This is a genomic window from Streptomyces sp. NBC_01537, assembly GCF_045040445.1.
Lineage (GTDB): Bacteria > Actinomycetota > Actinomycetes > Streptomycetales > Streptomycetaceae > Actinacidiphila.
The window spans coordinates 3,926,045-3,947,397 of record NZ_CP109392.1; the positions used below are offsets into that span (position 1 = coordinate 3,926,045).

General features: G+C 68.4%; 18 protein-coding genes and 1 tRNA gene. 4 read left to right on the forward strand and 15 right to left on the reverse strand.

Annotated features, from left to right (window positions below; genetic code table 11):
• Complete coding sequence (rpsL, locus tag OG607_RS17960; protein ID WP_014144289.1) at positions 1 to 372, reverse strand: 30S ribosomal protein S12; 372 nt, start codon at positions 370 to 372, stop codon at positions 1 to 3.
• Positions 373 to 647: 275 nt separating this feature from the next.
• Positions 648 to 1,124, reverse strand: a complete 477-nt coding sequence (locus tag OG607_RS17965) for a DUF1707 and DUF4190 domain-containing protein (RefSeq protein ID WP_405724169.1) — start codon at positions 1,122 to 1,124, stop codon at positions 648 to 650.
• Between the two features lie 160 nt (positions 1,125 to 1,284).
• Here OG607_RS17965 and OG607_RS17970 point away from each other — a divergent pair, with 160 nt between their 5' ends.
• The gene (locus OG607_RS17970) at positions 1,285 to 2,214 is read left to right on the forward strand and encodes an FkbM family methyltransferase (RefSeq protein ID WP_405724170.1); all 930 of its coding nucleotides are present in this window, start codon (positions 1,285 to 1,287) and stop codon (positions 2,212 to 2,214) included.
• A gap of 177 nt (positions 2,215 to 2,391) precedes the next feature.
• Here OG607_RS17970 and OG607_RS17975 read toward each other — a convergent pair whose 3' ends face one another.
• The 10 genes from OG607_RS17975 to OG607_RS18020 form a co-directional block, all read right to left on the reverse strand.
• Entirely contained in the window at positions 2,392 to 6,291 is a 3,900-nt protein-coding gene (locus tag OG607_RS17975) for a DNA-directed RNA polymerase subunit beta' (RefSeq protein WP_405724171.1), read from the reverse strand.
• 119 nt (positions 6,292 to 6,410) lie between these two features.
• A complete protein-coding gene (gene rpoB / locus OG607_RS17980; RefSeq protein WP_405724172.1) occupies positions 6,411 to 9,896 on the reverse strand; it encodes a DNA-directed RNA polymerase subunit beta in 3,486 nt (1,161 codons plus the stop codon).
• Between the two features lie 590 nt (positions 9,897 to 10,486).
• On the reverse strand, positions 10,487 to 10,870 hold the full coding sequence (rplL, locus tag OG607_RS17985; protein WP_329313654.1) for a 50S ribosomal protein L7/L12: 384 nt from the start codon (positions 10,868 to 10,870) through the stop codon (positions 10,487 to 10,489).
• Positions 10,871 to 10,956: 86 nt separating this feature from the next.
• Positions 10,957 to 11,514, reverse strand: coding sequence for a 50S ribosomal protein L10 (gene rplJ, locus OG607_RS17990; protein ID WP_405724173.1), 558 nt, complete (start codon positions 11,512 to 11,514; stop codon positions 10,957 to 10,959).
• Positions 11,515 to 11,766: 252 nt separating this feature from the next.
• Positions 11,767 to 12,498: a hypothetical protein gene (locus tag OG607_RS17995; protein ID WP_405724174.1), complete on the reverse strand. Its 732-nt coding sequence runs from the start codon at positions 12,496 to 12,498 to the stop codon at positions 11,767 to 11,769.
• Between the two features lie 80 nt (positions 12,499 to 12,578).
• Entirely contained in the window at positions 12,579 to 13,301 is a 723-nt protein-coding gene (gene rplA / locus OG607_RS18000; protein WP_329313660.1) for a 50S ribosomal protein L1, read from the reverse strand.
• Positions 13,302 to 13,386: 85 nt separating this feature from the next.
• Positions 13,387 to 13,821: a 50S ribosomal protein L11 gene (gene rplK, locus OG607_RS18005; RefSeq protein WP_405724175.1), complete on the reverse strand. Its 435-nt coding sequence runs from the start codon at positions 13,819 to 13,821 to the stop codon at positions 13,387 to 13,389.
• Positions 13,822 to 13,970: 149 nt separating this feature from the next.
• Positions 13,971 to 14,831: a transcription termination/antitermination protein NusG gene (gene nusG, locus OG607_RS18010; RefSeq protein WP_405724176.1), complete on the reverse strand. Its 861-nt coding sequence runs from the start codon at positions 14,829 to 14,831 to the stop codon at positions 13,971 to 13,973.
• A gap of 73 nt (positions 14,832 to 14,904) precedes the next feature.
• Positions 14,905 to 15,210 carry a preprotein translocase subunit SecE gene (gene secE / locus OG607_RS18015; RefSeq protein ID WP_329313666.1) on the reverse strand — a complete coding sequence of 102 codons (306 nt, stop codon included), beginning with the start codon at positions 15,208 to 15,210 and terminating at the stop codon, positions 14,905 to 14,907.
• A 108-nt stretch (positions 15,211 to 15,318) separates the two neighbouring features.
• Positions 15,319 to 15,391, reverse strand: a tRNA-Trp gene (locus OG607_RS18020).
• A 181-nt stretch (positions 15,392 to 15,572) separates the two neighbouring features.
• Here OG607_RS18020 and OG607_RS18025 point away from each other — a divergent pair.
• Both OG607_RS18025 and OG607_RS18030 read left to right on the forward strand, forming a co-directional pair.
• Positions 15,573 to 16,811: a pyridoxal phosphate-dependent aminotransferase gene (locus OG607_RS18025; RefSeq protein WP_405724177.1), complete on the forward strand. Its 1,239-nt coding sequence runs from the start codon at positions 15,573 to 15,575 to the stop codon at positions 16,809 to 16,811.
• A gap of 107 nt (positions 16,812 to 16,918) precedes the next feature.
• Positions 16,919 to 17,950, forward strand: a complete 1,032-nt coding sequence (locus OG607_RS18030) for an adenosine deaminase (RefSeq protein WP_405724178.1) — start codon at positions 16,919 to 16,921, stop codon at positions 17,948 to 17,950.
• Here the strand turns inward: OG607_RS18030 and OG607_RS18035 are convergent.
• Positions 17,940 to 18,545 carry a TetR/AcrR family transcriptional regulator gene (locus OG607_RS18035; protein WP_405724179.1) on the reverse strand — a complete coding sequence of 202 codons (606 nt, stop codon included), beginning with the start codon at positions 18,543 to 18,545 and terminating at the stop codon, positions 17,940 to 17,942. The two genes, OG607_RS18030 and OG607_RS18035, sit on opposite strands and share 11 nt — an antisense overlap.
• 62 nt (positions 18,546 to 18,607) lie before the next feature.
• On the opposite strand from OG607_RS18035, the gene OG607_RS18040 reads away from it, so the two are divergent.
• Positions 18,608 to 19,258: an NAD(P)-dependent oxidoreductase gene (locus OG607_RS18040; RefSeq protein WP_405724180.1), complete on the forward strand. Its 651-nt coding sequence runs from the start codon at positions 18,608 to 18,610 to the stop codon at positions 19,256 to 19,258.
• Here the strand turns inward: OG607_RS18040 and OG607_RS18045 are convergent.
• Positions 19,248 to 20,303: a UDP-N-acetylmuramate dehydrogenase gene (locus OG607_RS18045; RefSeq protein ID WP_405724181.1), complete on the reverse strand. Its 1,056-nt coding sequence runs from the start codon at positions 20,301 to 20,303 to the stop codon at positions 19,248 to 19,250. The genes OG607_RS18040 and OG607_RS18045 overlap by 11 nt on opposite strands.
• Positions 20,304 to 20,346: 43 nt before the next feature.
• On the reverse strand, positions 20,347 to 21,258 hold the full coding sequence (locus tag OG607_RS18050) for a cyclase family protein (RefSeq protein WP_405724182.1): 912 nt from the start codon (positions 21,256 to 21,258) through the stop codon (positions 20,347 to 20,349).
• Positions 21,259 to 21,353 lie beyond the last annotated feature (95 nt).

Below are 21,353 nucleotides of genomic sequence, written 5' to 3' on the forward strand. Positions count from 1 at the left end.
TTACTTCTCCTTCTTGGCGCCGTAGCGGCTGCGGGCCTGCTTGCGGTTCTTGACACCCTGGGTGTCGAGGGAGCCGCGGATGATCTTGTAGCGAACACCCGGCAGGTCCTTCACACGGCCACCACGCACGAGCACGATGGAGTGCTCCTGCAGGTTGTGACCCTCACCCGGAATGTAAGCGGTGACCTCGATGCCACTGGTCAGGCGGACACGAGCCACCTTGCGCAGCGCCGAGTTCGGCTTCTTCGGGGTGGTCGTGTAGACGCGCGTGCAGACGCCGCGACGCTGGGGGGAACCCTTCAGCGCGGGCGTCTTGTTCTTCTCGACCTTGTCCTGCCGGCCCTTCCGGACCAGCTGCTGGATCGTAGGCACCGTTTCTCCGGTTTCTGTGTGCCGATCTCGATACATCTAACCTGGGGTTTCTACGACACCCTCCGACCCACGCGGTCGGGTGTGTCGCGGACCTCATACGTTTTCCGGCGAAGGAAAGTGCGTATTTGTTGGTGTTCGGCCTCGGGATCCCATGCGGACGAGTGCACGCACAAGAACCCGGGCACACCCCAGGCACAAGGTCAGAGCGTACCTATAGCACCGCCCCCGGTCAAAATGAAAGCAGCCGCCTCGGGCATGCCCTGGAGCGCGCGGCCCTAGAAAGTGCCGTGAGCGTCCTGTGCGACGGCCACCACCAGCAGGACGACGCCCACCAGTGCCACCAGCATGGCGACCGTGATCACATAGCCGAGCACCAGCCCGGTCAGCGCCATCGCGTCGCCCTGCTCCCCGGTGCGGCGGATCTCGCGGCGGGCCATGTGGCCCAGGACGACCGCCGGGACCGCGGTGACGCCGGTGAAGATGCCGGCCGCTCCGCAGACCAGTGCCGCGACCGCCTTGCCGTTGGTGCCGGGCGGCGGCGGCAGGACCGGGCGCGGCAGATCGCGGGTGAGGGCGCCCAGTTCGCCGTGCGTACGGGCCTGGTAGGCGATGCCTATCCGGTGCTCGTACTCCTCCTGGGTAAGGCGCCCGTCGAGGAATCCGCCCTTGAGCACCTCGACGGTGGCCTCACGGGCTTCGTCGGAGGCCAGCACGTTCGGACGGTTGCCGCCCCAGGCCGACGGGACTGACATGTGCCGCACCTCCCCACTCCGGGACCCGTTGCGTCGCGGGACCCACCGTCCATTGTCTCAGCTGAACTTCTCCATCCCCGCGCCATGTGCGGCCTGTACATTCCCTGTGGAATTCGGGGCGGGAGACCGCCAGTGAAGACACCACGGCCAAGGAGCCCTCGTGAAGATCCTCCGCAAGATCTCATCGAAATCGGGCACGACGAGCACGGAGCCCCGCACCGGCACCCGGATACGCGACCTGGACGAGCAGAACCGGCGGACCGTCGAGCAGTCCGCCCTCGTACGGCCCACCACGGCCTCCGAGATCATCAAGACCCATCGCAAGGCCCACCCCTACCACGGGTGGGTCGAGATCGAATCGGGCTTCTGCCCGCCCTTCGTGATGTTCTGCGTCAACGACGAGGCCGTCGCCCTCGACACCGTCTGGAACGGCCGCTTCGGCTACGAACCCGCGAGCCTGCACCACTGGAGCCGCCTCGCCGCCGCGAGCCGCACCGTCCTCGACATCGGTGCCCACGTCGGCTACTACGCGATGATCGCCGCCCTCTCCAACCCCCAGGCCAAGGTCCACGCCTTCGAGCCCGTGCCGCCCATCCACGCCCGGCTGGCCGTCAACCACCGTGCGAACGGCCTCAAGAACCTCACCGTCCACCAGAAGGGCGTCTCGGACCGGGCCGGCTCCGCCGACATCAACATCCGCTTCCCGATGGTGAATCTCCTGTCCACCGGTTCCTCCCTGGAGGAGTTCACCGAGCCCCTGGCCAGCGCGATCACCGCCCGGATCCAGCTGGTCACCGTGGACGAGACCCTGGGCGACACCCCCGTCGACCTCATCAAGATCGACGTCGAGGGCCACGAGCCCAGCGTCCTGGCCGGCGCCCGGCACATCCTCAAGCGCGACCGCCCCGTCGTCATCCTCGAAGCACTGCAGTCCACCCTCCTGCCGAGCCTCACCGAGCCCTTCGCCGGCCTCGACTACACCTTCCGCTGGATCTCCGAGACCGACCGCCGGCTCGTCCCCCTGGACGAAGAGCGCCCCAGCGGCAGCCGCAACCTCATCTTCGCCCCGCGTGAGAACGAGTACGCCTGAATCCGGTGCGGGCGCCCCTCACAGGCGTCGTGGTGCCGTACAGCGCCGCCCTGATAGCCGCTGCACAAGCCTGGAAGCCGCGCCCGTACGCGCCCTGCGGCAGGGCCGGTGAACGCCGCAGGGCGGCCACCCCACGATCGGGGTGGCCGCCCTGCGGTTTTACTGCGTCGCTGCGACTCAGCCGTTGTACGGGCCGTAGTCGTAGTCCTCCAGCGGGACGGCCTGGCCGGAGCCGGTGCCGAACGGGCTGTAGTCGATGTCGTCGTAGCCGACGGCCGAGTACATCGCGGCCTTGGCCTCCTCGGTGGGCTCGACCCGGATGTTGCGGTAGCGGGACAGACCCGTACCGGCCGGGATGAGCTTGCCGATGATGACGTTCTCCTTCAGGCCCAACAGCGAGTCCGACTTGGCGTGGATCGCCGCGTCGGTCAGCACTCGGGTCGTCTCCTGGAAGGAGGCGGCCGACAGCCAGGACTCGGTCGCCAGCGAGGCCTTGGTGATACCCATCAGCTGCGGACGGCCGGAGGCCGGGTGGCCGCCTTCCGACACAACACGACGGTTCTCGGTCTCGAAGCGGCCGCGCTCCACGAGCTCGCCGGGCAGCAGCTCGGCGTCGCCGGACTCGATGATCGTCACACGGCGGAGCATCTGCCGGATGATGATCTCGATGTGCTTGTCGTGGATCGACACGCCCTGGGAGTTGTAGACCTTCTGGACTTCGTTGACCAGGTGGATCTGAACCTGGCGCTGACCCAGAATGCGCAGCACGTCGTGCGGGTTGGTGGCACCCACGATCAGCTTCTGGCCGACCTCGACGTGGTCGCCCTCGCCCACGAGCACACGGGACCGCTTGGAGATCGGGTAGGCGATCTCGTCGGTGCCGTCGTCCGGGGTGACGACGATCTTCTTGGTCTTCTCGGTCTCCTCGATCCGGACCCGGCCGACGGCCTCCGAGATCGGGGCCACGCCCTTGGGCGTACGGGCCTCGAAGAGCTCGACGACACGCGGCAGACCCAGGGTGATGTCGTCACCGGCCACACCACCGGTGTGGAAGGTACGCATCGTCAGCTGGGTACCGGGCTCACCGATCGACTGGGCAGCGATAATTCCCACTGCCTCGCCGATGTCGACGAGCTTGCCGGTGGCCAGCGAGCGGCCGTAGCACATGGCGCAGGTGCCGACGGCGGACTCGCAGGTCAGGACCGAGCGGACCTTGACACCCTCGACGTCGTGCGCGACCAGCTGGCTGATCATGACATCGCCCAGGTCGGCACCGGCGGTGGCCAGCACCTTGCCGTCCACGACCACGTCCTCGGCGAGGCAGCGGGCGTAGACCGTGGACTCGACGTTGTCCGTCTTGCGCAGGATGCCGTCGGCGCCACGCTCGGCGATCGGCAGCTTGAGACCGCGCTCGGTGCCGCAGTCCTCCTCGCGGATGATGACGTCCTGCGAGACGTCCACCAGACGACGGGTGAGGTAACCCGAGTCGGCGGTACGCAGGGCGGTGTCGGCGAGACCCTTACGGGCACCGTGGGTGGAGATGAAGTACTCCAGCACGGACAGGCCCTCGCGGAACGACGCCTTGATGGGACGGGGAATCGTCTCGTTCTTGGCGTTGGACACCAGACCACGCATACCCGCGATCTGACGCATCTGCATCATGTTTCCACGGGCACCCGAGTCGACCATCATGAAGATCGGGTTGGTCTTCGGGAAGTTGGCGTTCATCGCGTCGGCGACCTCGTTGGTCGCCTTGGTCCAGATCGCGATGAGCTCCTGCGTGCGCTCGTCCTTGGTGATCAGACCGCGCTCGTACTGCTTCTGGACCTTCTCGTCCTGCGCCTCGTAGCCCTGGACGATGGCCTTCTTGGCCTCCGGCACCACGATGTCGGAGACGGCGACGGTGACGCCCGAGCGGGTGGCCCAGTGGAAACCGGCCGCCTTCAGGTTGTCCAGGGTCGCCGCGACGACGACCTTGGGGTAGCGCTCGGCCAGGTCGTTGACGATCTCGGAGAGCTGCTTCTTGCCCACCGGGTAGTCGACGAACGGGTAGTCCTCGGGCAGCAGCTCGTTGAAGAGCGCGCGGCCCAGGGTCGTGGCCAGCCGGAAGGTGTCGCCCAGCTGGTACGGCTCCTCGCCCTCCTCCTTGGCCGGCGGGGTCCAGCCGCGGGGCGGGACGGTGCCGACCGGGAAGCGGATGTCGACCTTCGACTGCAGCGAGAGCTCGCGGTTGTCGAACGCCATGATCGCCTCGGCGGTCGAACCGAAGGCACGCCCCTCGCCCTTGAGCACGCGCTCCTCGGGGTCGGTGGTGAGGAAGAACAGACCCAGGACCATGTCCTGCGTCGGCATCGTCACCGGGCGGCCGTCGGCCGGCTTGAGGATGTTGTTCGAGGACAGCATCAGGATGCGGGCCTCGGCCTGCGCCTCCGCGCTCAGCGGGAGGTGGACGGCCATCTGGTCACCGTCGAAGTCCGCGTTGAACGCGGTGCAGACGAGCGGGTGGATCTGGATGGCCTTGCCCTCGACCAGCTGCGGCTCGAAGGCCTGGATGCCGAGGCGGTGCAGCGTCGGCGCACGGTTCAGCAGAACCGGGTGCTCGGCGATGACCTCTTCCAGCACGTCGTACACGACCGTGCGGCCGCGCTCGACCATGCGCTTGGCGCTCTTGATGTTCTGCGCGTGGTTGAGGTCCACCAGGCGCTTCATCACGAACGGCTTGAAGAGCTCCAGCGCCATGGCCTTCGGCAGACCGCACTGGTGCAGCTTGAGCTGCGGGCCGACGACGATGACGGAACGCGCGGAGTAGTCCACACGCTTGCCGAGCAGGTTCTGACGGAAACGACCCTGCTTGCCCTTGAGCATGTCGCTCAGGGACTTCAGGGGCCGGTTGCCGGGACCGGTGACCGGACGACCACGACGACCGTTGTCGAAGAGGGCGTCGACGGCCTCCTGCAGCATCCGCTTCTCGTTGTTCACGATGATCTCGGGGGCGCCGAGGTCAAGGAGACGCTTGAGGCGGTTGTTGCGGTTGATCACGCGGCGGTACAGGTCGTTCAGGTCGGAGGTCGCGAAGCGGCCACCGTCCAGCTGCACCATCGGGCGAAGGTCCGGCGGGATCACCGGGACGCAGTCCAGCACCATGCCGTTGGGCTTGTTGGTGGTCTGCAGGAAGGCGGAGACGACCTTGAGGCGCTTGAGCGCACGGGTCTTCTTCTGGCCCTTGCCTGTCCGGATGATCTCCCGAAGCTTCTCCGCCTCCTCCTCCAGGTCGAAGGACTCCAGGCGCTTCTGCAGCGCCGCGGCACCCATCGAGCCCTGGAAGTAGGTGCCGAAACGCTCCCGCAGCTCGCGGTAGAGCAGCTCGTCACCCTCCAGGTCCTGGACCTTGAGGTTCTTGAAGCGGGCCCAGACCTCGTCCAGACGGTCCAGCTCGCGCTGCGCACGGTCGCGCAGCTGCTTCATCTCGCGCTCGGCACCCTCGCGCACCTTGCGGCGCACGTCGGCCTTGGCACCCTCGGCCTCCAGCTCGGCGAGGTCGGTCTCCAGCTTCTTCTGCCGGCCCTCGACATCCGCGTCACGGCGGTTCTCGACGTGCTGGCGCTCGACGGAGACCTGGGCCTCCAGCGAGGGAAGGTCGCGGGTCCGGCGCTCGTCGTCCACCCACGTGATCATGTAGGCGGCGAAGTAGATGACCTTCTCAAGGTCCTTCGGGGCGAGGTCGAGCAGGTAGCCCAGCCGCGACGGAACGCCCTTGAAGTACCAGATGTGGGTGACGGGAGCGGCCAGCTCGATGTGGCCCATCCGCTCACGGCGCACCTTGGCGCGAGTGACCTCGACGCCACAGCGCTCACAGATGATGCCCTTGAAGCGGACACGCTTGTACTTGCCGCAGTAGCACTCCCAGTCCCGGGTCGGACCGAAGATCTTCTCGCAGAAGAGCCCGTCCTTTTCCGGCTTCAGGGTGCGGTAGTTGATGGTCTCAGGCTTCTTTACCTCGCCGTGCGACCAGGTACGGATGTCGTCCGCGGTGGCCAGGCCGATCCGCAGCTCGTCGAAGAAGTTGACGTCGAGCACTTGTCGTCAATCCCGCCTTCGGGTTTCCCGAGCAATGTCACTGCCGGGGTCGAGTGTCAAACATGGTCTGAACGGTCCGGGGAAAGCCGGGGCCCTCGACAAGAGCCCCGGCCGGCCCGTCAGACCTCTTCGACGCTGCTCGGCTCACGCCGGGACAGGTCGATACCGAGCTCCTCCGCTGCGCGGAAGACGTCCTCGTCGGTGTCGCGCATCTCGATGGACATACCGTCCGAGGACAGCACCTCCACGTTGAGGCAGAGCGACTGCATTTCCTTGATGAGCACCTTGAAGGACTCGGGAATGCCCGGCTCGGGGATGTTCTCGCCCTTGACGATGGCCTCGTAGACCTTCACGCGGCCGAGCACGTCGTCGGACTTGATCGTCAGGAGCTCCTGGAGCGCGTACGCGGCGCCATAAGCCTCAAGCGCCCACACCTCCATCTCACCGAAGCGCTGACCACCGAACTGGGCCTTACCACCCAGCGGCTGCTGGGTGATCATGGAGTACGGACCGGTGGAACGGGCGTGCAGCTTGTCGTCCACCAGGTGGTGCAGCTTGAGGATGTACATGTAGCCGACCGAGATCGGGTCCGGGAACGGCTCGCCGGAGCGGCCGTCGTACATCCGGGCCTTGCCGGAGGGCAGGACCATACGGTCGCCGTCGCGGTTGGGGATCGTGGCCTCGAAGAGACCGGTGATCTCGTCCTCGCGGGCGCCGTCGAACACCGGAGTGGCGACGTTGGTGCCGGGCTCGACGCGGTCGGCGCCGATGGCCTGCAGGCGCTGTGCCCACTCCTCGCTGAGCCCGGAGACGTCCCAGCCCTGCTGGGCGAGCCAGCCGAGGTGGATCTCCAGGACCTGTCCCGGGTTCATCCGGGACGGGACACCGAGCGGGTTGAGCACGATGTCGACCGGGGTGCCGTCCTCCAGGAACGGCATGTCCTCGATCGGCAGGATCTTGGAGATGACGCCCTTGTTGCCGTGCCGGCCGGCGAGCTTGTCACCGTCGGTGATCTTGCGCTTCTGCGCCACGTACACGCGCACCAGCTGGTTCACACCGGGGGGAAGCTCGTCGCCCTCCTCACGGTCGAAGACGCGTACGCCGATGACCTTGCCGATCTCGCCGTGCGGCACCTTGAGCGAGGTGTCACGGACCTCACGGGCCTTCTCACCGAAGATCGCGCGCAGCAGGCGCTCCTCCGGGGTCAGCTCGGTCTCGCCCTTGGGTGTGACCTTGCCGACCAGGATGTCGCCCGCGACGACCTCGGCACCGATGCGGATGATGCCGCGCTCGTCGAGGTCGGCCAGGACCTCCTCGGAGACGTTCGGGATGTCCCGGGTGATCTCCTCGGGGCCGAGCTTGGTGTCACGGGCGTCGACCTCGTGCTCCTCGATGTGGATCGAGGAGAGGACGTCGTCCTGCACCAGACGCTGGCTGAGGATGATCGCGTCCTCGTAGTTGTGGCCCTCCCACGGCATGAACGCCACGAGCAGGTTCTTGCCGAGCGCCATCTCACCGTTCTCGGTGGACGGACCGTCGGCGAGCACCTGGCCGGCGACGACGCGGGCGCCCTCGTCGACGACGACCTTCTGGTTGAAGGCCGTGCCCTGGTTGGAGCGGGAGAACTTGGCGACGCGGTACGTGTTGTACGTGCCGTCGTCGTTGGCGACGGTGATGTAGTCCGCGGAGACCTCCTGGACCACACCGTCGTTGTCGGCCTTGATGACGTCACCGGCGTCGACCGCGCAGCGGTACTCCATGCCGGTGCCGACCAGCGGGGCCTGGCTCTTGATGAGCGGCACCGCCTGGCGCATCATGTTCGACCCCATGAGCGCACGGTTGGCGTCGTCATGCTCCAGGAAGGGGATCATGGCGGTCGCGGCCGACACCATCTGGCGCGGCGAGACGTCCATGTAGTCGATCTCGGCGCCGGGCACGTAGTCGATCTCGCCACCACGACGGCGGACCAGCACACGGTTCTCGACGAACCGCATGTCGTCGCTCAGCGGCGCGTTGGCCTGGGCGATGAGGTAGCGGTCCTCCTCGTCGGCGGTCAGGTAGTGGACCTCTTCGGTCACCTGGTTGTCGACGACCTTGCGGTACGGGGTCTCGATGAAGCCGAAGGCGTTCACCCGGCCGTACGAGGCGAGCGAGCCGATCAGACCGATGTTCGGGCCTTCAGGGGTCTCGATCGGGCACATGCGGCCGTAGTGCGAGGGGTGCACGTCACGGACGTCCAGACCGGCCCGCTCACGGGACAGACCACCGGGGCCCAGCGCCGACAGACGACGCTTGTGGGTCAGGCCCGACAGCGGGTTCGTCTGGTCCATGAACTGGGACAGCTGGCTGGTGCCGAAGAACTCCTTGATGGAGGCGACGACCGGCCGGATGTTGATCAGGGTCTGCGGCGTGATCGCCTCGACGTCCTGAGTCGTCATCCGCTCGCGGACCACGCGCTCCATACGGGCCAGGCCGGTACGGACCTGGTTCTGGATGAGCTCACCGACATTGCGCAGGCGGCGGTTGCCGAAGTGGTCGATGTCGTCCGGCTCGACCACGAGGGTCTGGCCGCTCTCGCCGACCGTCTCGGTCTCACCGGCGTGCAGCTTCACCAGGTACTTGATCGTCGGGATGATGTCCTCGACGGTCAGCACACCGGAGTCCAGCGGCTGCGTGCCGCCGAGCTTCTTGTTCACCTTGTAGCGGCCGACCTGCGCGAGGTCGTAGCGCTTGGGGTTGAAGTAGAGGTTCTCAAGAAGCGTCTGCGCGGCCTCACGGGTCGGGGGCTCGCCCGGACGCAGCTTGCGGTAGATGTCGAGCAGCGCGTCGTCCTGGCCCTGGGTGTGGTCCTTCTCCAGGGTGGCGCGCATGGACTCGTACTCGCCGAACTCCTCAAGGATCTGCTCTGTGGTCCAGCCCAGAGCCTTCAGGAGGACGGTGACGGACTGCTTGCGCTTGCGGTCGATGCGGACACCGACCATGTCACGCTTGTCGATCTCGAACTCCAGCCAGGCGCCCCGGGAGGGGATGACCTTGGCGGAGAAGATGTCCTTGTCGGACGTCTTGTCGATCTGGGTGTCGAAGTAGACACCCGGCGAGCGGACCAGCTGCGACACGACAACACGCTCGGTGCCGTTGATGCAGAAGGTGCCCTTGTTGGTCATGAGCGGGAAGTCGCCCATGAAGACCGTCTGGGACTTGATCTCGCCGGTCTCGTTGTTGGTGAACTCGGCGGTGACGAAGAGCGGGGCCGCGTACGTGAAGTCGCGGTCCTTGCACTCGTCGACCGAGTTCTTGGGAGGCTCGAAGCGGTGGTCCCGGAAGGTCAGGGACATCGACCCGGAGAAGTCCTCGATCGGGGAGATCTCCTCGAAGATCTCCTCCAGACCGGACTTCCTGGGGACGTCCTGACCACTCTCCAGAGCCGCCTCGACCCGAGCCTTCCATGCTGCGTTGCCGAGGAGCCAGTGAAAGCTCTCGGTCTGCAGCGCCAGGAGGTCGGGAACCTCAAGGGGCTCCTTGATCTTCGCAAAAGAAATGCGCAGCGGGGCGGTGCTTGCGCCGTTGTTCGAATTGGCAGTCGAGGCGTTGCGCGAGGCGGCCAAGAGGGGGTCCTTCCGAGGGCTCGGACTCACTACGCGCGTACCGGCTTCCGCCCCCGAACGCCCACAGGAGAAATGTCCTGGTCAGGACGGCTCCTCAGGTGTGCTCGGGCTTGGGCTTGCCCCTGGTGACGGGCCAGGCGGCAGCTAACAGGCAGCGCAAAGGGTCAGTGTAGCCACTTGGCACACTGATGTCCAGTGCAGAGTTCTGGAGACCGGCAGAGCCAATCTCTCCCTCCGAGAGGGGCGTGCCCCTCGTTGTGTTCCTCGCGCTTGCCGTGCTGTACCGCTGCCTGCCCTGAGAGGCCAGGCGTACCCAGCATTCCCGCATCGCCGACGATCCATGCCTCGGTGCCGGTTCGAGATGGCGACGCGTCCTGAGAATTGCGCGCCGCGTGCGGTTCGTCAAGGCCTCAGCCCCGCGGAGATCGTCACAGCGCACCTTGCCGACCAGCGATGATCACCCTACCGGGGCCCGCCGACAGCCTTGTTCCCGTGCCACTCGAACGACCGAGGGCGGCCACCCGTACGGGTGGCCGCCCTGCGGCTGATCAGCCCCCTGAAGGGGGCACACGATCAAAGGATCGCTTGAGTCACTTGACGGTGACGGACGCGCCGGCAGCCTTGAGGGACTCGGCGGCCTTCTCAGCGGCCTCCTTGGCGACCTTCTCGAGAACGGGCTTCGGGGCGCCGTCCACGAGGTCCTTGGCCTCCTTGAGGCCCAGGGAGGTCAGCTCACGCACGACCTTGATGACCTGGATCTTCTTCTCGCCGGCACCCTCGAGGATGACGTCGAACTCGTCCTGCTCCTCGACGGCCTCGACGGCGGCGGCAGCGCCACCACCGGCGGCGACGGCGACCGGGGCGGCGGCCGTGACGTCGAACTTGTCCTCGAAGGCCTTGACGAACTCGGCCAGCTCGATGAGGGTGAGCTCCGCGAACTGCTCGAGCAGCTCGTCCTGGGACAGCTTCGCCATGATTGGCGTCCTTCCACTAATTTCGGCAGGTGCCGGATGCGTACATATCGGCGGGCGTACTCGGAGCCCGCTGGACTGCTGAGTGATTACTCGGCAGCCTCGGCGGGAGCCGGCGTACCGGCACCGCCCTGCTCTTCGACCTTGGCGCGGAGAGCCTCCGCGGTCCGGACGAACTTCGACAGCGGAGCCTGGAAGAGCGCGGCAGCCTGAGACTGCTTCGCCTTGAAGGCACCCGCCAGCTTGGCGAGCAGCACCTCGCGGGACTCGAGGTCCGCGAGCTTCTTGATCTCATCGGCGGACAGCGCCTTACCGTCAAGGACACCGCCCTTGATGATGAGGTTCGGGTTGTCCTTGGCGAAGTCACGCAGACTCTTCGCCGACTCCACCGGGTCACCGGTGACGAAGGCGACCGCCGTCGGACCAGTGAACTGGTCGTCCAGCGTGCTGATCCCGGCCTCGTTGGCCGCGATCTTGGTCAGCGTGTTCTTCACCACGGCGTACGTGGCGTTCTCACCGAGCGAACGGCGCAGCGTCTTGAGCTGCGCCACGGTGAGACCGCGGTACTCGGTCAGCACTGCGGCGTTCGAGCTGCGGAACTGATCCGCGAGCTCGGCAACCGAGGCAGCCTTGTCGGGCCTCGCCATGAGTCTCGGCCTCCTTCCGGGTGATTGCGGACCGCACGGAAGGGGCTGAACAAAGCAAACGCCCCGGCGCAGGCGCACGGGGCTCGACTCGACCGGATTCGCACCCGGGAGTCCTTCCACGAACACCTGCGCGGGCCGTCCGCAGTGAGCGGATCCTTCGGCCGCCATGCCCCGGAATCGGGCACAGCGACAACCAGCGGTCTTTGGCTTCGTTAGAAGAGTACGTTACGGCCTCACCCGGGACCAAATCGCCTACGGCGTCCCGGACGGACTCACGCTCTGCCGGTTGAGCAGCGCCGTGTAGTCGACCGTGTCGGCGGACGGCGGGGCCTTCACGGCGACCTTCGCACCGTAGCCCGTGTAGTACCACGTCGTGGTCGTCGTACCCGCCGAGCCGTCGTCCTGGCGGACCGCCTTGATGACGAGGCCGTCCTTGTCGATCCACAGCTCGATGCGCTCGGTGTCGGTGGTGCCGAGGTAATGCGTCGTGCGCACGCCGTGCACGGTCTGGGGGCCCACCTCGCGCACGTCGCCCGAGGCGACCAGCTCGCGCAGCGGCTTGGCCGGTTCGTTGGCGGTGAGCTGCTGTATGGCGGAGGCCAGCGCGGAGCGGTCGTACTTGAGCCAGTGCTTGCCGCCCAGGGAGGCGGCGACGGCGTCGTTCACGCGCAGGTAGACCGCCGTGCGCAGGCAGCGTGTCTGGGCTGCGCCGGAACCGGAGACGACGAGGGTGCCGGTGACGGCGTCCTGGGACCAGTCGAGGGCGCCCTTGCCCGTGCTGGTTGTCGTACCGGTTGTGGCGGTGCCCTCGAGACGGGCGGAGCCGGCCTTCTCGGTGGCCTTGACCGCCTTGCGCAGGGCGCTGAGCGCCTGCGTGTCGCTGGAGGAGCCGGCAGCGGGTGAGGCGCCCGTACCGCCGCCGCTGCTGCAGCCCGCCAGGACGGACACGCTCAGCGCGACGACCACACAACACTTCGTGTTCATGAACTCAGAAACTAACAGGCCGGGCCCGCTCCACGAGGGAGCGGGCCCGGCCCGGTGCAGACGCGGTGGACGCGTGACCGTCAGACGGTCGCGTCCTCCTCGACGAGGAGGTTGCGGGTGCGGTTGGGGTCGACCAGGATGCCGGGGCCCATCGTGGTGCTGATGGCGGCCTTCCTGATGTAGCGGCCCTTGGCGGCGGACGGCTTGAGACGAAGGATCTCGTCCAGCGCGGCGCCGTAGTTCTCGACCAGCTGCTGCTCACCGAAGGACGTCTTGCCGATGATGAAGTGCAGGTTCGAGTGCTTGTCGACGCGGAACTCGATCTTGCCGCCCTTGATCTCGGTGACCGCCTTGGCGGTGTCCGGGGTCACGGTGCCGGTCTTCGGGTTCGGCATCAGGCCACGGGGACCGAGCACGCGGCCCAGGCGGCCGACCTTGCCCATGAGGTCCGGGGTGGCGACGACGGCGTCGAAGTCCAGACGGCCCTTCGCGACCTCGTCGATCAGTTCGTCGGAGCCGACGATGTCGGCGCCCGCGGCGCGCGCTGCCTCGGCACGGTCACCGGTCGCGAAGACCAGGACCCGGGCGGTCTTACCGGTGCCGTGCGGAAGGTTCACGGTGCCACGGACCATCTGGTCGGCCTTGCGCGGGTCGACACCCAGGCGGAAGGCGACCTCGACGGTCGAGTCGAACTTCGTGGTGGAGGTGTCCTTCGCGAGACGGACGGCCTCGAGCGGGGCGTACTGACGCTCCCGGTCGACCTTGGCGTCCGCAGCGCGGAGAGACTTGCTGCGCTTGCTCATTGCTGCTCCTGGAATCGTGGAGTCGTGGTGTGGGCCGAGCAGGCCCTGCCACAGAACTTCTGGTGTTACGGGGGGACGGAGGCTGTCAGCCCTCGACCGTGATGCCCATGGAACGGGCGGTGCCGGCGATGATCTTCTCGGCGGCGTCCAGGTCGTTGGCGTTCAGGTCCGGGAGCTTGGTCGTGGCGATCTCGCGCACCTGGGCGGTCGTGATCTTGGCGACCTTCTTGACGTGCGGCTCGCCGGAGCCCTTGTCCACGCCCGCGGCCTTGAGGATCAGCTTGGCGGCCGGCGGGGTCTTGGTGATGAAGGTGAAGGAACGGTCCTCGTAGACCGTGATCTCCACCGGCACGACCATGCCGCGCTGCGACTCGGTCGCCGCGTTGTAGGCCTTGCAGAACTCCATGATGTTCACGCCGTGCTGGCCCAGCGCGGGGCCGACCGGCGGCGCCGGGTTGGCCGCGCCGGCGTTGATCTGGAGCTTGATGAGCCCCGTGATCTTCTTCTTCTTGGGAGGCATTGCTCTCTCCGGGTCCTAGTGAGAGTGTTCTCTGCCTGCGAGCAGGCATACCGCACCACGATAGCGGGTACTGTGGCGCGGCCTGAAACCGAGCAGGTCAGGAAGGCTACGAGAGCCGACCTGACCTGGACGGAAATCCGTGTCGCGAGCTAGTTCTTCTGGATCTGGTCGAAGCTCAGCTCGACCGGGGTCTCGCGGCCGAAGATCTCGACGAGGCCCTTGACCTTCTTCGAGTCGGCGTTGATCTCGTTGATCGTCGCCTGCAGCGTCGCGAAGGGGCCGTCCGTGACGGTGACCGAGTCGCCGACCTCGAAGTCCAGCACCTGGACCTCGACCTTGCGCCGCGCCGGTGCGCCGCCCTCTGCCTCGGCAGCGGCGGCCGCCGCCTCCTCGACCTCCGGGGCGAGCATCTTGACGATCTCGTCCAGGGTCAGCGGGTACGGGTCGTACGCGTTGCCGACGAAGCCGGTGACGCCGGGGGTGTTGCGGACGACGCCCCAGGACTCGTTCGTCAGGTCCATGCGCACCAGCACGTAGCCGGGCAGCTTGTTCTGACGGACGGTGCGGCGGTCGCCGTTCTTGATCTGGACGACTTCTTCCTGGGGCACTTCGGCCTGGTAGATGTAGTCCTCGACGTTGAGCGAGACGGCGCGCTGCTCCAGGTTGGACTTCACGCGGTTCTCGTACCCGGCGTAGGTGTGGATGACGTACCACTCGCCGGGCAGCGTGCGCAGCTCCTCGCGGAAGGCCACGACCGGGTCGACGGGCTCGGCCTCGACGGGCTCCTCGGCCTCGTCCTCGGCGTCCTCGTCGCTGACCGCGTCCGCGTCCTCGGCGACCTCGTCCTCAGCCGCGGCTTCGTCAGCCTCTTCGGCGTCGGCTCCGGCTTCGGCGTCCTCGATGTCGCTGGCGTCGGCAGCCTCGACGATCTCCAGCTCGGTGTCGTCGCCCTCGACGGCCTCAGCCGCCTCGACGGAATCGACGGCGTCGTTCAGATTCGGGTCAGACACGGTGGCTGCTTCTTCCTGACTTCAAGGGGTGGAACTGGCGGTTCGGGCGCCTTGGGCACCTTCCGCGGGGGAATCACCCGAAGACGTACGAGACGCCCTTGTTGAAACCCCAGTCAATCACGGTCACGAGCGCGATGATGACCACAACGAAGACAATCACCACGGTGGTGTAGGTCATCAGGTCGTTGCGGGTCGGCCAGACGACCTTGCGGAGTTCCGCGATGATCTGGCGGTAGAAGAGCGCGAGCCGGGCGAAGGGGCCCTTCTTGCCGCGCTTGCCGCCCTTGCGGGCCTTCTTGCTGCTGGTGGTCTCCGCGGACTCAGTGTCTTCGGGGCGACCACTCTCAGGCGTTGCGGTGGAGCCCAGGGCTTCCGTCACTACGTCCTCACCTGAATCCGGGTCGTGGCCGTGCCGCGCCCGGTTGAGCCGCACGACGGTGCATTTCGTTACCTACGCAGCACGCGACCTTGGTGAAGGTGCGTGTAGCAGGGCCGGAGGGACTCGAACCCCCAACCGCTGGTTTTGGAGACCAGTGCTCTACCAATTGAGCTACGACCCTTTGAAGCTCCCCCAACCTACCGCATCCGACCGACTGCACGTTGTGCGCAGGCAAGATCGGCTCGTGGGGGCCATCGACGGATGAGTGTACGTGTTCACGGACCCCGCGTCGAATGGGTCGGGTCCGACCAGCCCGTGGAACTCGTATGCCCGGGCCCGTGCACGTCTGCGACGATGCAGGCATGACCGCAGCAACCCCTCCCGCACAGTCCCCTACCGAACGACGCGTGTCGGCCCGCATCGGGTCGATCTCCGAGTCCGCGACCCTCGCCGTGGACGCCAAGGCCAAGGCCCTCAAGGCCGCCGGGCGTCCCGTCATCGGCTTCGGCGCGGGCGAGCCGGACTTCCCGACCCCCGGCTACATCGTCGAGGCCGCGGTGGAGGCCTGCCGCAACCCCAAGTACCACCGCTACACCCCGGCCGGCGGCCTGCCCGAGCTGAAGGCCGCCATCGCCGCGAAGACGCTCCGCGACTCCGGCTACGAGGTCGACCCGTCCCAGGTCCTGGTCACCAACGGCGGCAAGCAGGCCATCTACGAGGCCTTCGCCGCGATCCTCGACCCGGGGGACGAGGTCATCGTCCCGGCCCCGTACTGGACCACCTACCCCGAGTCGATCCGCCTCGCCGGCGGAGTCCCGGTCGAGGTCGTGGCCGACGAGACCACCGGCTACCGCGTGTCGGTGGAGCAGCTGGAGGCCGCGCGCACCGAGAACACCAAGGTGCTGCTCTTCGTCTCCCCCTCCAACCCCACGGGCTCCGTGTACCCGCGCGAGCAGGTCGAGGCGATCGGCCGCTGGGCGGCGGACAACGGCCTGTGGGTCCTGACGGACGAGATCTACGAGCACCTCGTCTACGGCGACGCCGAGTTCTCCTCCCTCCCGGTCGTCGTCCCCGAGCTCGCCGACAAGTGCATCGTCGTCAACGGCGTCGCCAAGACCTACGCCATGACCGGCTGGCGGGTCGGATGGGTCATCGGCCCCAAGGACGTCGTCAAGGCCGCGACCAACCTCCAGTCGCACGCCACGTCCAACGTCTCCAACGTCGCCCAGGTCGCGGCCCTCGCCGCGGTGTCCGGTGATCTCACCGCCGTCGCCGAGATGCGCGTCGCCTTCGACCGCCGCCGCCAGACGATGGTGCGGATGCTCAACGAGATCCCCGGCCTCTTCTGCCCCGAGCCCGAGGGCGCCTTCTACGCCTACCCCTCGGTCAAGGGCCTCCTCGGTAAGGAGATCCGCGGCAAGCGCCCCGCCGACTCGGCCGAGCTCGCCGCGCTGATCCTGGACGAGGCCGAGGTCGCCGTCGTCCCCGGCGAGGCCTTCGGCACCCCGGGCTACCTGCGCCTTTCGTACGCGCTCGGCGACGAGGACCTCGTCGAGGGCGTGTCCCGCATCCAGAAGCTCCTGGGCGAGGCCCGGGACTGAGGTTCGCCGCCGGGTTGTGGGGGCTTGCGACGGCACTGACGTGCGGGCAAGCCCTCATTCGGGGAAAGCGGTACCCGGGCGCCGCGCGCATACGGCAAGATCTGAAAATGGCACGTGACGTACGAACCCTCCCCAAGGCACACCTGCACCTGCACTTCACCGGCTCCATGCGCCCCAGCACGCTGCTGGAGCTCGCCGACAAGTACGGGGTGCACCTCCCCGAGGCACTGACCTCCGGCGAGCCGCCCAAGCTGCGCGCGACCGACGAGCGCGGATGGTTCCGCTTCCAGCGGCTCTACGACAGTGCGCGGGCCGTGCTGCGCGAGCCCGAGGACATCCAGCGCCTGGTGCGCGAGGCCGCCGAGGAGGACGCGCGCGACGGCTCGGGCTGGCTGGAGATACAGGTCGACCCGACCTCGTACGCGCCGCGCCTGGGCGGGCTGATCCCGGCGATGGAGATCATCCTGGACGCCGTGGAGACCGCGTCGCGGGAGACGGGTGTCGGGATGGCCGTCCTGGTCGCCGCCAACCGTATGAAGCACCCGCTGGACGCCCGGACGCTGGCGCGGCTGGCTGTGCGCTACGCCGACCGGGGCGTGGTCGGGTTCGGGCTCTCCAACGACGAGCGGCGGGGACTGGCCCGTGACTTCGACCGGGCGTTCGCGATCGCGCGCGAGGGCGGGCTGCTGGCCGCCCCGCACGGCGGGGAGCTGGCGGGGCCGAGCAGCGTCCGGGCCTGCCTGGACGACCTGCACGCGGGCCGGGTCGGGCACGGCGTGCGCGCGGCGGAGGATCCGCGGCTGATGGCGAAGCTCGCCGAGAAGCAGGTGACGTGCGAGGTGTGCCCCGCGTCGAATGTGGCGCTCGGCGTGTACGAGAAGCCGGAGGACGTCCCCCTGCGCACGCTGTTCGACGCGGGCGTGCCGATGGCGCTGGGCGCGGACGACCCGCTGCTGTTCGGCTCGAGGCTCGCTGCGCAGTACGAGCTCGCGCGCGATGCGCATGCGTTCACGGACGAGGAACTCGCGGAGCTGGCCCGGCAGTCGGTGCGCGGTTCGGCGGCTCCGGCGGCCGTCAAGGAGCGGCTGCTGGCCGGCGTCGGCGACTGGCTGGCGGCCCCGGTTCCCGCTATGGCCTGACCGCCGCCCAGGCCGTACGGGCCACCGCCGCGGCGAACTCCTCGGCCGGCGGCACCCGGTCCGCGCCCGAGACCTGGATGAAGAACGCCCGCTGGAAGCACGCGCCCATCAGCAGCGCGGCAGCGGCGTACAGATCCGCCTCCGCGCGGACCCGGCCGCGGTCGCGCTCACGCTCCAGATAGCGGGCGACGCCCTCGACCGCCAGGTGCGGGCCCGCGTCGATCTTGCGCAGGCCGTCCCGGTACTGCGCGCGCAGCGCGGGCTCGGCGAGCAGCGTGCCGAACATCGGGAACGCCTCCTCGTAGAACCGCGCCGCCTGCCGGACCAGCACCGCGAGGCACTCCTCGACGGCCCGCTCGCCGGGGTCGGCGATCAGCTCACCGATGAGCGGGCCGATGTTCGGCAGCCGCTCGTGGATGACGCGTACGAAGAGCTCCTCCTTGCTCGTGAAGTGCTTGTACAGCGCCGCCTCCGAGCAGCCCGCCTCACGCGCGATCGCCTTGGTGGTGGCGCTGGCCAGGCCGGTGGTGCGCATCAGCTTCTCGGCCGCGTCCACGAGCCGCTGGCGTGTGGGCCTTGACGTGGGGGTGAGCATTCACTCACCCTACAGGTGGGTGAATACTCACTCACCCTCCTACCTCCAGGGAGTGGCACCTCATGAAGCTCACCGTCTTCGGTGCGACCGGACGCACCGGCATGGAAGTCGTCCGCCAGGCGCTCGGCGCCGGGCACGAGGTGACGGCCGTCGTACGCGACCCGGCCCGGTTGCCGGTGCACGGTGACCGGCTCGATGTCGTCACGGTCTCCGACGTCACGGACGCGGAGGCGCTGCGGCCGTACGTCGAGGGACGCGACGCCGTCCTGTCCGGCCTCGGAGCGACCGGCCGCCACCCGGGCGGCATCGCCGAGGGCAGCGTCCGGGCCATCGTGCGGGCGATGGAGGCCACCGACGGCACGCGACGCCTCATCACAATCAGCGCCGCCCCGGTGGGCCCGGTGCCCGAAGGCGAGTCCCTCGTCGGCCGCCGGGTCCTCTTCCCCCTGATCCGGGCCATCCTCAAGGAGGTCTACGCGGACCTGGCCCGCTCCGAGGACGAGCTGCGGCGCAGCGCCCTCGACTGGACCGCCCTCCGCCCCGGCAACCTCGCCAACCGGCCCTTCACAGGGCGCTACCGCAAGGCGATCGGAGCCAACGTGCCGCGCGCCGGCACCCTGGGGCGGGCCGACCTGGCCGCGGCGATGCTCGACTGCGTCGGTGACGCGGCGACCGTGAAGCAGCTGGTGGGGGTGGGGGTAGCTAAAGGCTGACGCCGACCGTCACGGGCTCGTTGACCAGCGTCACCCCGAAAGCGGCGTGCACGCCGTCCCGGACCTCGCGGGCCAGGGCCAGCAGGTCCTCCGTCTTCGCGCCGCCGCGGTTGGTCAGCGCGAGGGTGTGCTTGGTGGAGATCCGGGCGGGGCCGGTCCCGTAGCCCTTCGTGAAGCCCGCCCTGTCGATCAGCCACGCCGCGGAGGTCTTCACCTGCCCGTCGGGCATCGGCCAGCCCGGCGGCTCCGCCTGCGGGCCCAGGCGGTCATGGACCCGCGCCAGGAACTCCGCGTGCGCGGCGGCCGTGAGCACCGGATTGGTGAAGAAGGACCCCGCCGACCAGGTGTCGTGATCCTCCGGGTCCAGCACCATGCCCTTCCCCGCGCGCAGCCTCAGCACGGTCTCGCGGGCCAGCGTCAGCGGGACCCGCCCGCCCTGCTCCACGCCGAGCGTCCGGGCGACCTCCGCGTACGTGACGGGCGCCGACAGCCCGTCCGCGTCTTCGAGCCCGAAGCGGACGCGCAGGACGACATAGCGCGCCGGATCCGCCTTGAACCGGCTGTGCCGGTACGCGAACCCGCATTCCGCTCCGGGGATGGTGACCGTTTCGCGCTCCTGGCGGTCGTAGGCGACCACCTCGGCGATCGTCGCCGACACCTCCTGGCCGTACGCCCCCACGTTCTGGATCGGCGTCGCCCCCGCCGAGCCGGGGATCCCCGCGAGGCACTCGACGCCGGCGAGGCCGGCCTCGACGGTCCGGGCGACGGCGTCCGTCCAGACCTCGCCGGCCGCCAGTTCCAGGCGCGTGCCGTCCAGGTCGAAGCCCTTGGTCGCGATCCGGATCGCGGTGCCGTCGAAGCCGTCGTCCCCGATGAGGAGGTTGCTCCCGCCGCCGATCACCAGCAGTGGGGTGCCCGTGGCGTCGGCCTCGCGGACCGCGTCGATCACCTCGGCGTCCGTGGCCGCCGTGATCAGGCGCGCGGCGGGTCCGCCCAGGCGGAACGTGGTCAGGGGGGCCAGCAGGGCGTCGTACGTAACGGTCACGCGGTTCAGCTTACGCAGGCCGGTCCGGGGCCTCCGGGCCGGTTCACCGTGGCACCAGCGCGTACGCGCGCACCGGGAAGGTGCCGAAGTCGCGCACCGGGGCCGGTGCGGCGTGCAGCCGGGCGCCGTGTACCGGCAGCTCGCCGAGGTTGGTCAGGTGCTCCAGCACCGGGATGCCCGCCCCGAGCAGGATCGAGTGCGCCGGCCGCTGCCCGCCGTCCGTCGAGTCGATGTTGACGCTGTCGATGCCGACCAGCCGCGCGCCCGCGTCGGCCAGGTACTTCGCCCCGTCCTCGGCCAGGTACGGGGCCGCGACGCCGTAGGCCTCGGTGCGCCAGTGCCGGTCCCAGCCGGTGTGCAGCAGGACGGCCTTGCCGGCCACGTCGTAGGGCGCCAGGGTCTGTGCGCCGACGCCGCGCTCGCTCGCGCCCGTCAGGCGGACCACCACGACGGGCAGGTCGGCGACCGACTCCAGCGGCAGGCCGGCCAGATCCACGCCGCCCTCGTACCGGTGGAAGGGGCTGTCCACATAGGTGCCGGTGTTGCTCACCATCGTGATGCGGCCGATCGTGAACTCGGTGCCCTCGGCGTACAGGTTCCGCGAATCCGCGTACGTCAGGTGCGGGGTGACCTCCGGGCCGGGGAGCCCGGGATATGTCACCATCCCGGCCTCGATCGCATGGCTGAGGTCGATCAGCCGACGGCCCTCCCCGGTGGCGGCGTCGGCCTCGGCCGGCCCGCTGCGGGATCCCTTGTGCGCCTCCGCGAAGACCTCGACGTTCGAAAGCCGCACCCGGTCCACCATCAGCAGCCCCAGATGGGCGACGAACAGCCGCGCCAACTCCTCTTCGGGCAGGGACGGACCCGGCAGGTCCAGCCTGAACCCCTGGGTCTGCAACCCACCGCCGTTGAGGAAGCTCACGTCCGCGTCGAAAGACGCCCGGTACTCGGTCATGCGTCCATGATCCGGCCGAAGCGACGTGGAACGGAACGGTCCAGGACCTCCGTCTCCGGAGGCCCTGGACCGTTCCCGACACCGACACGTACGCC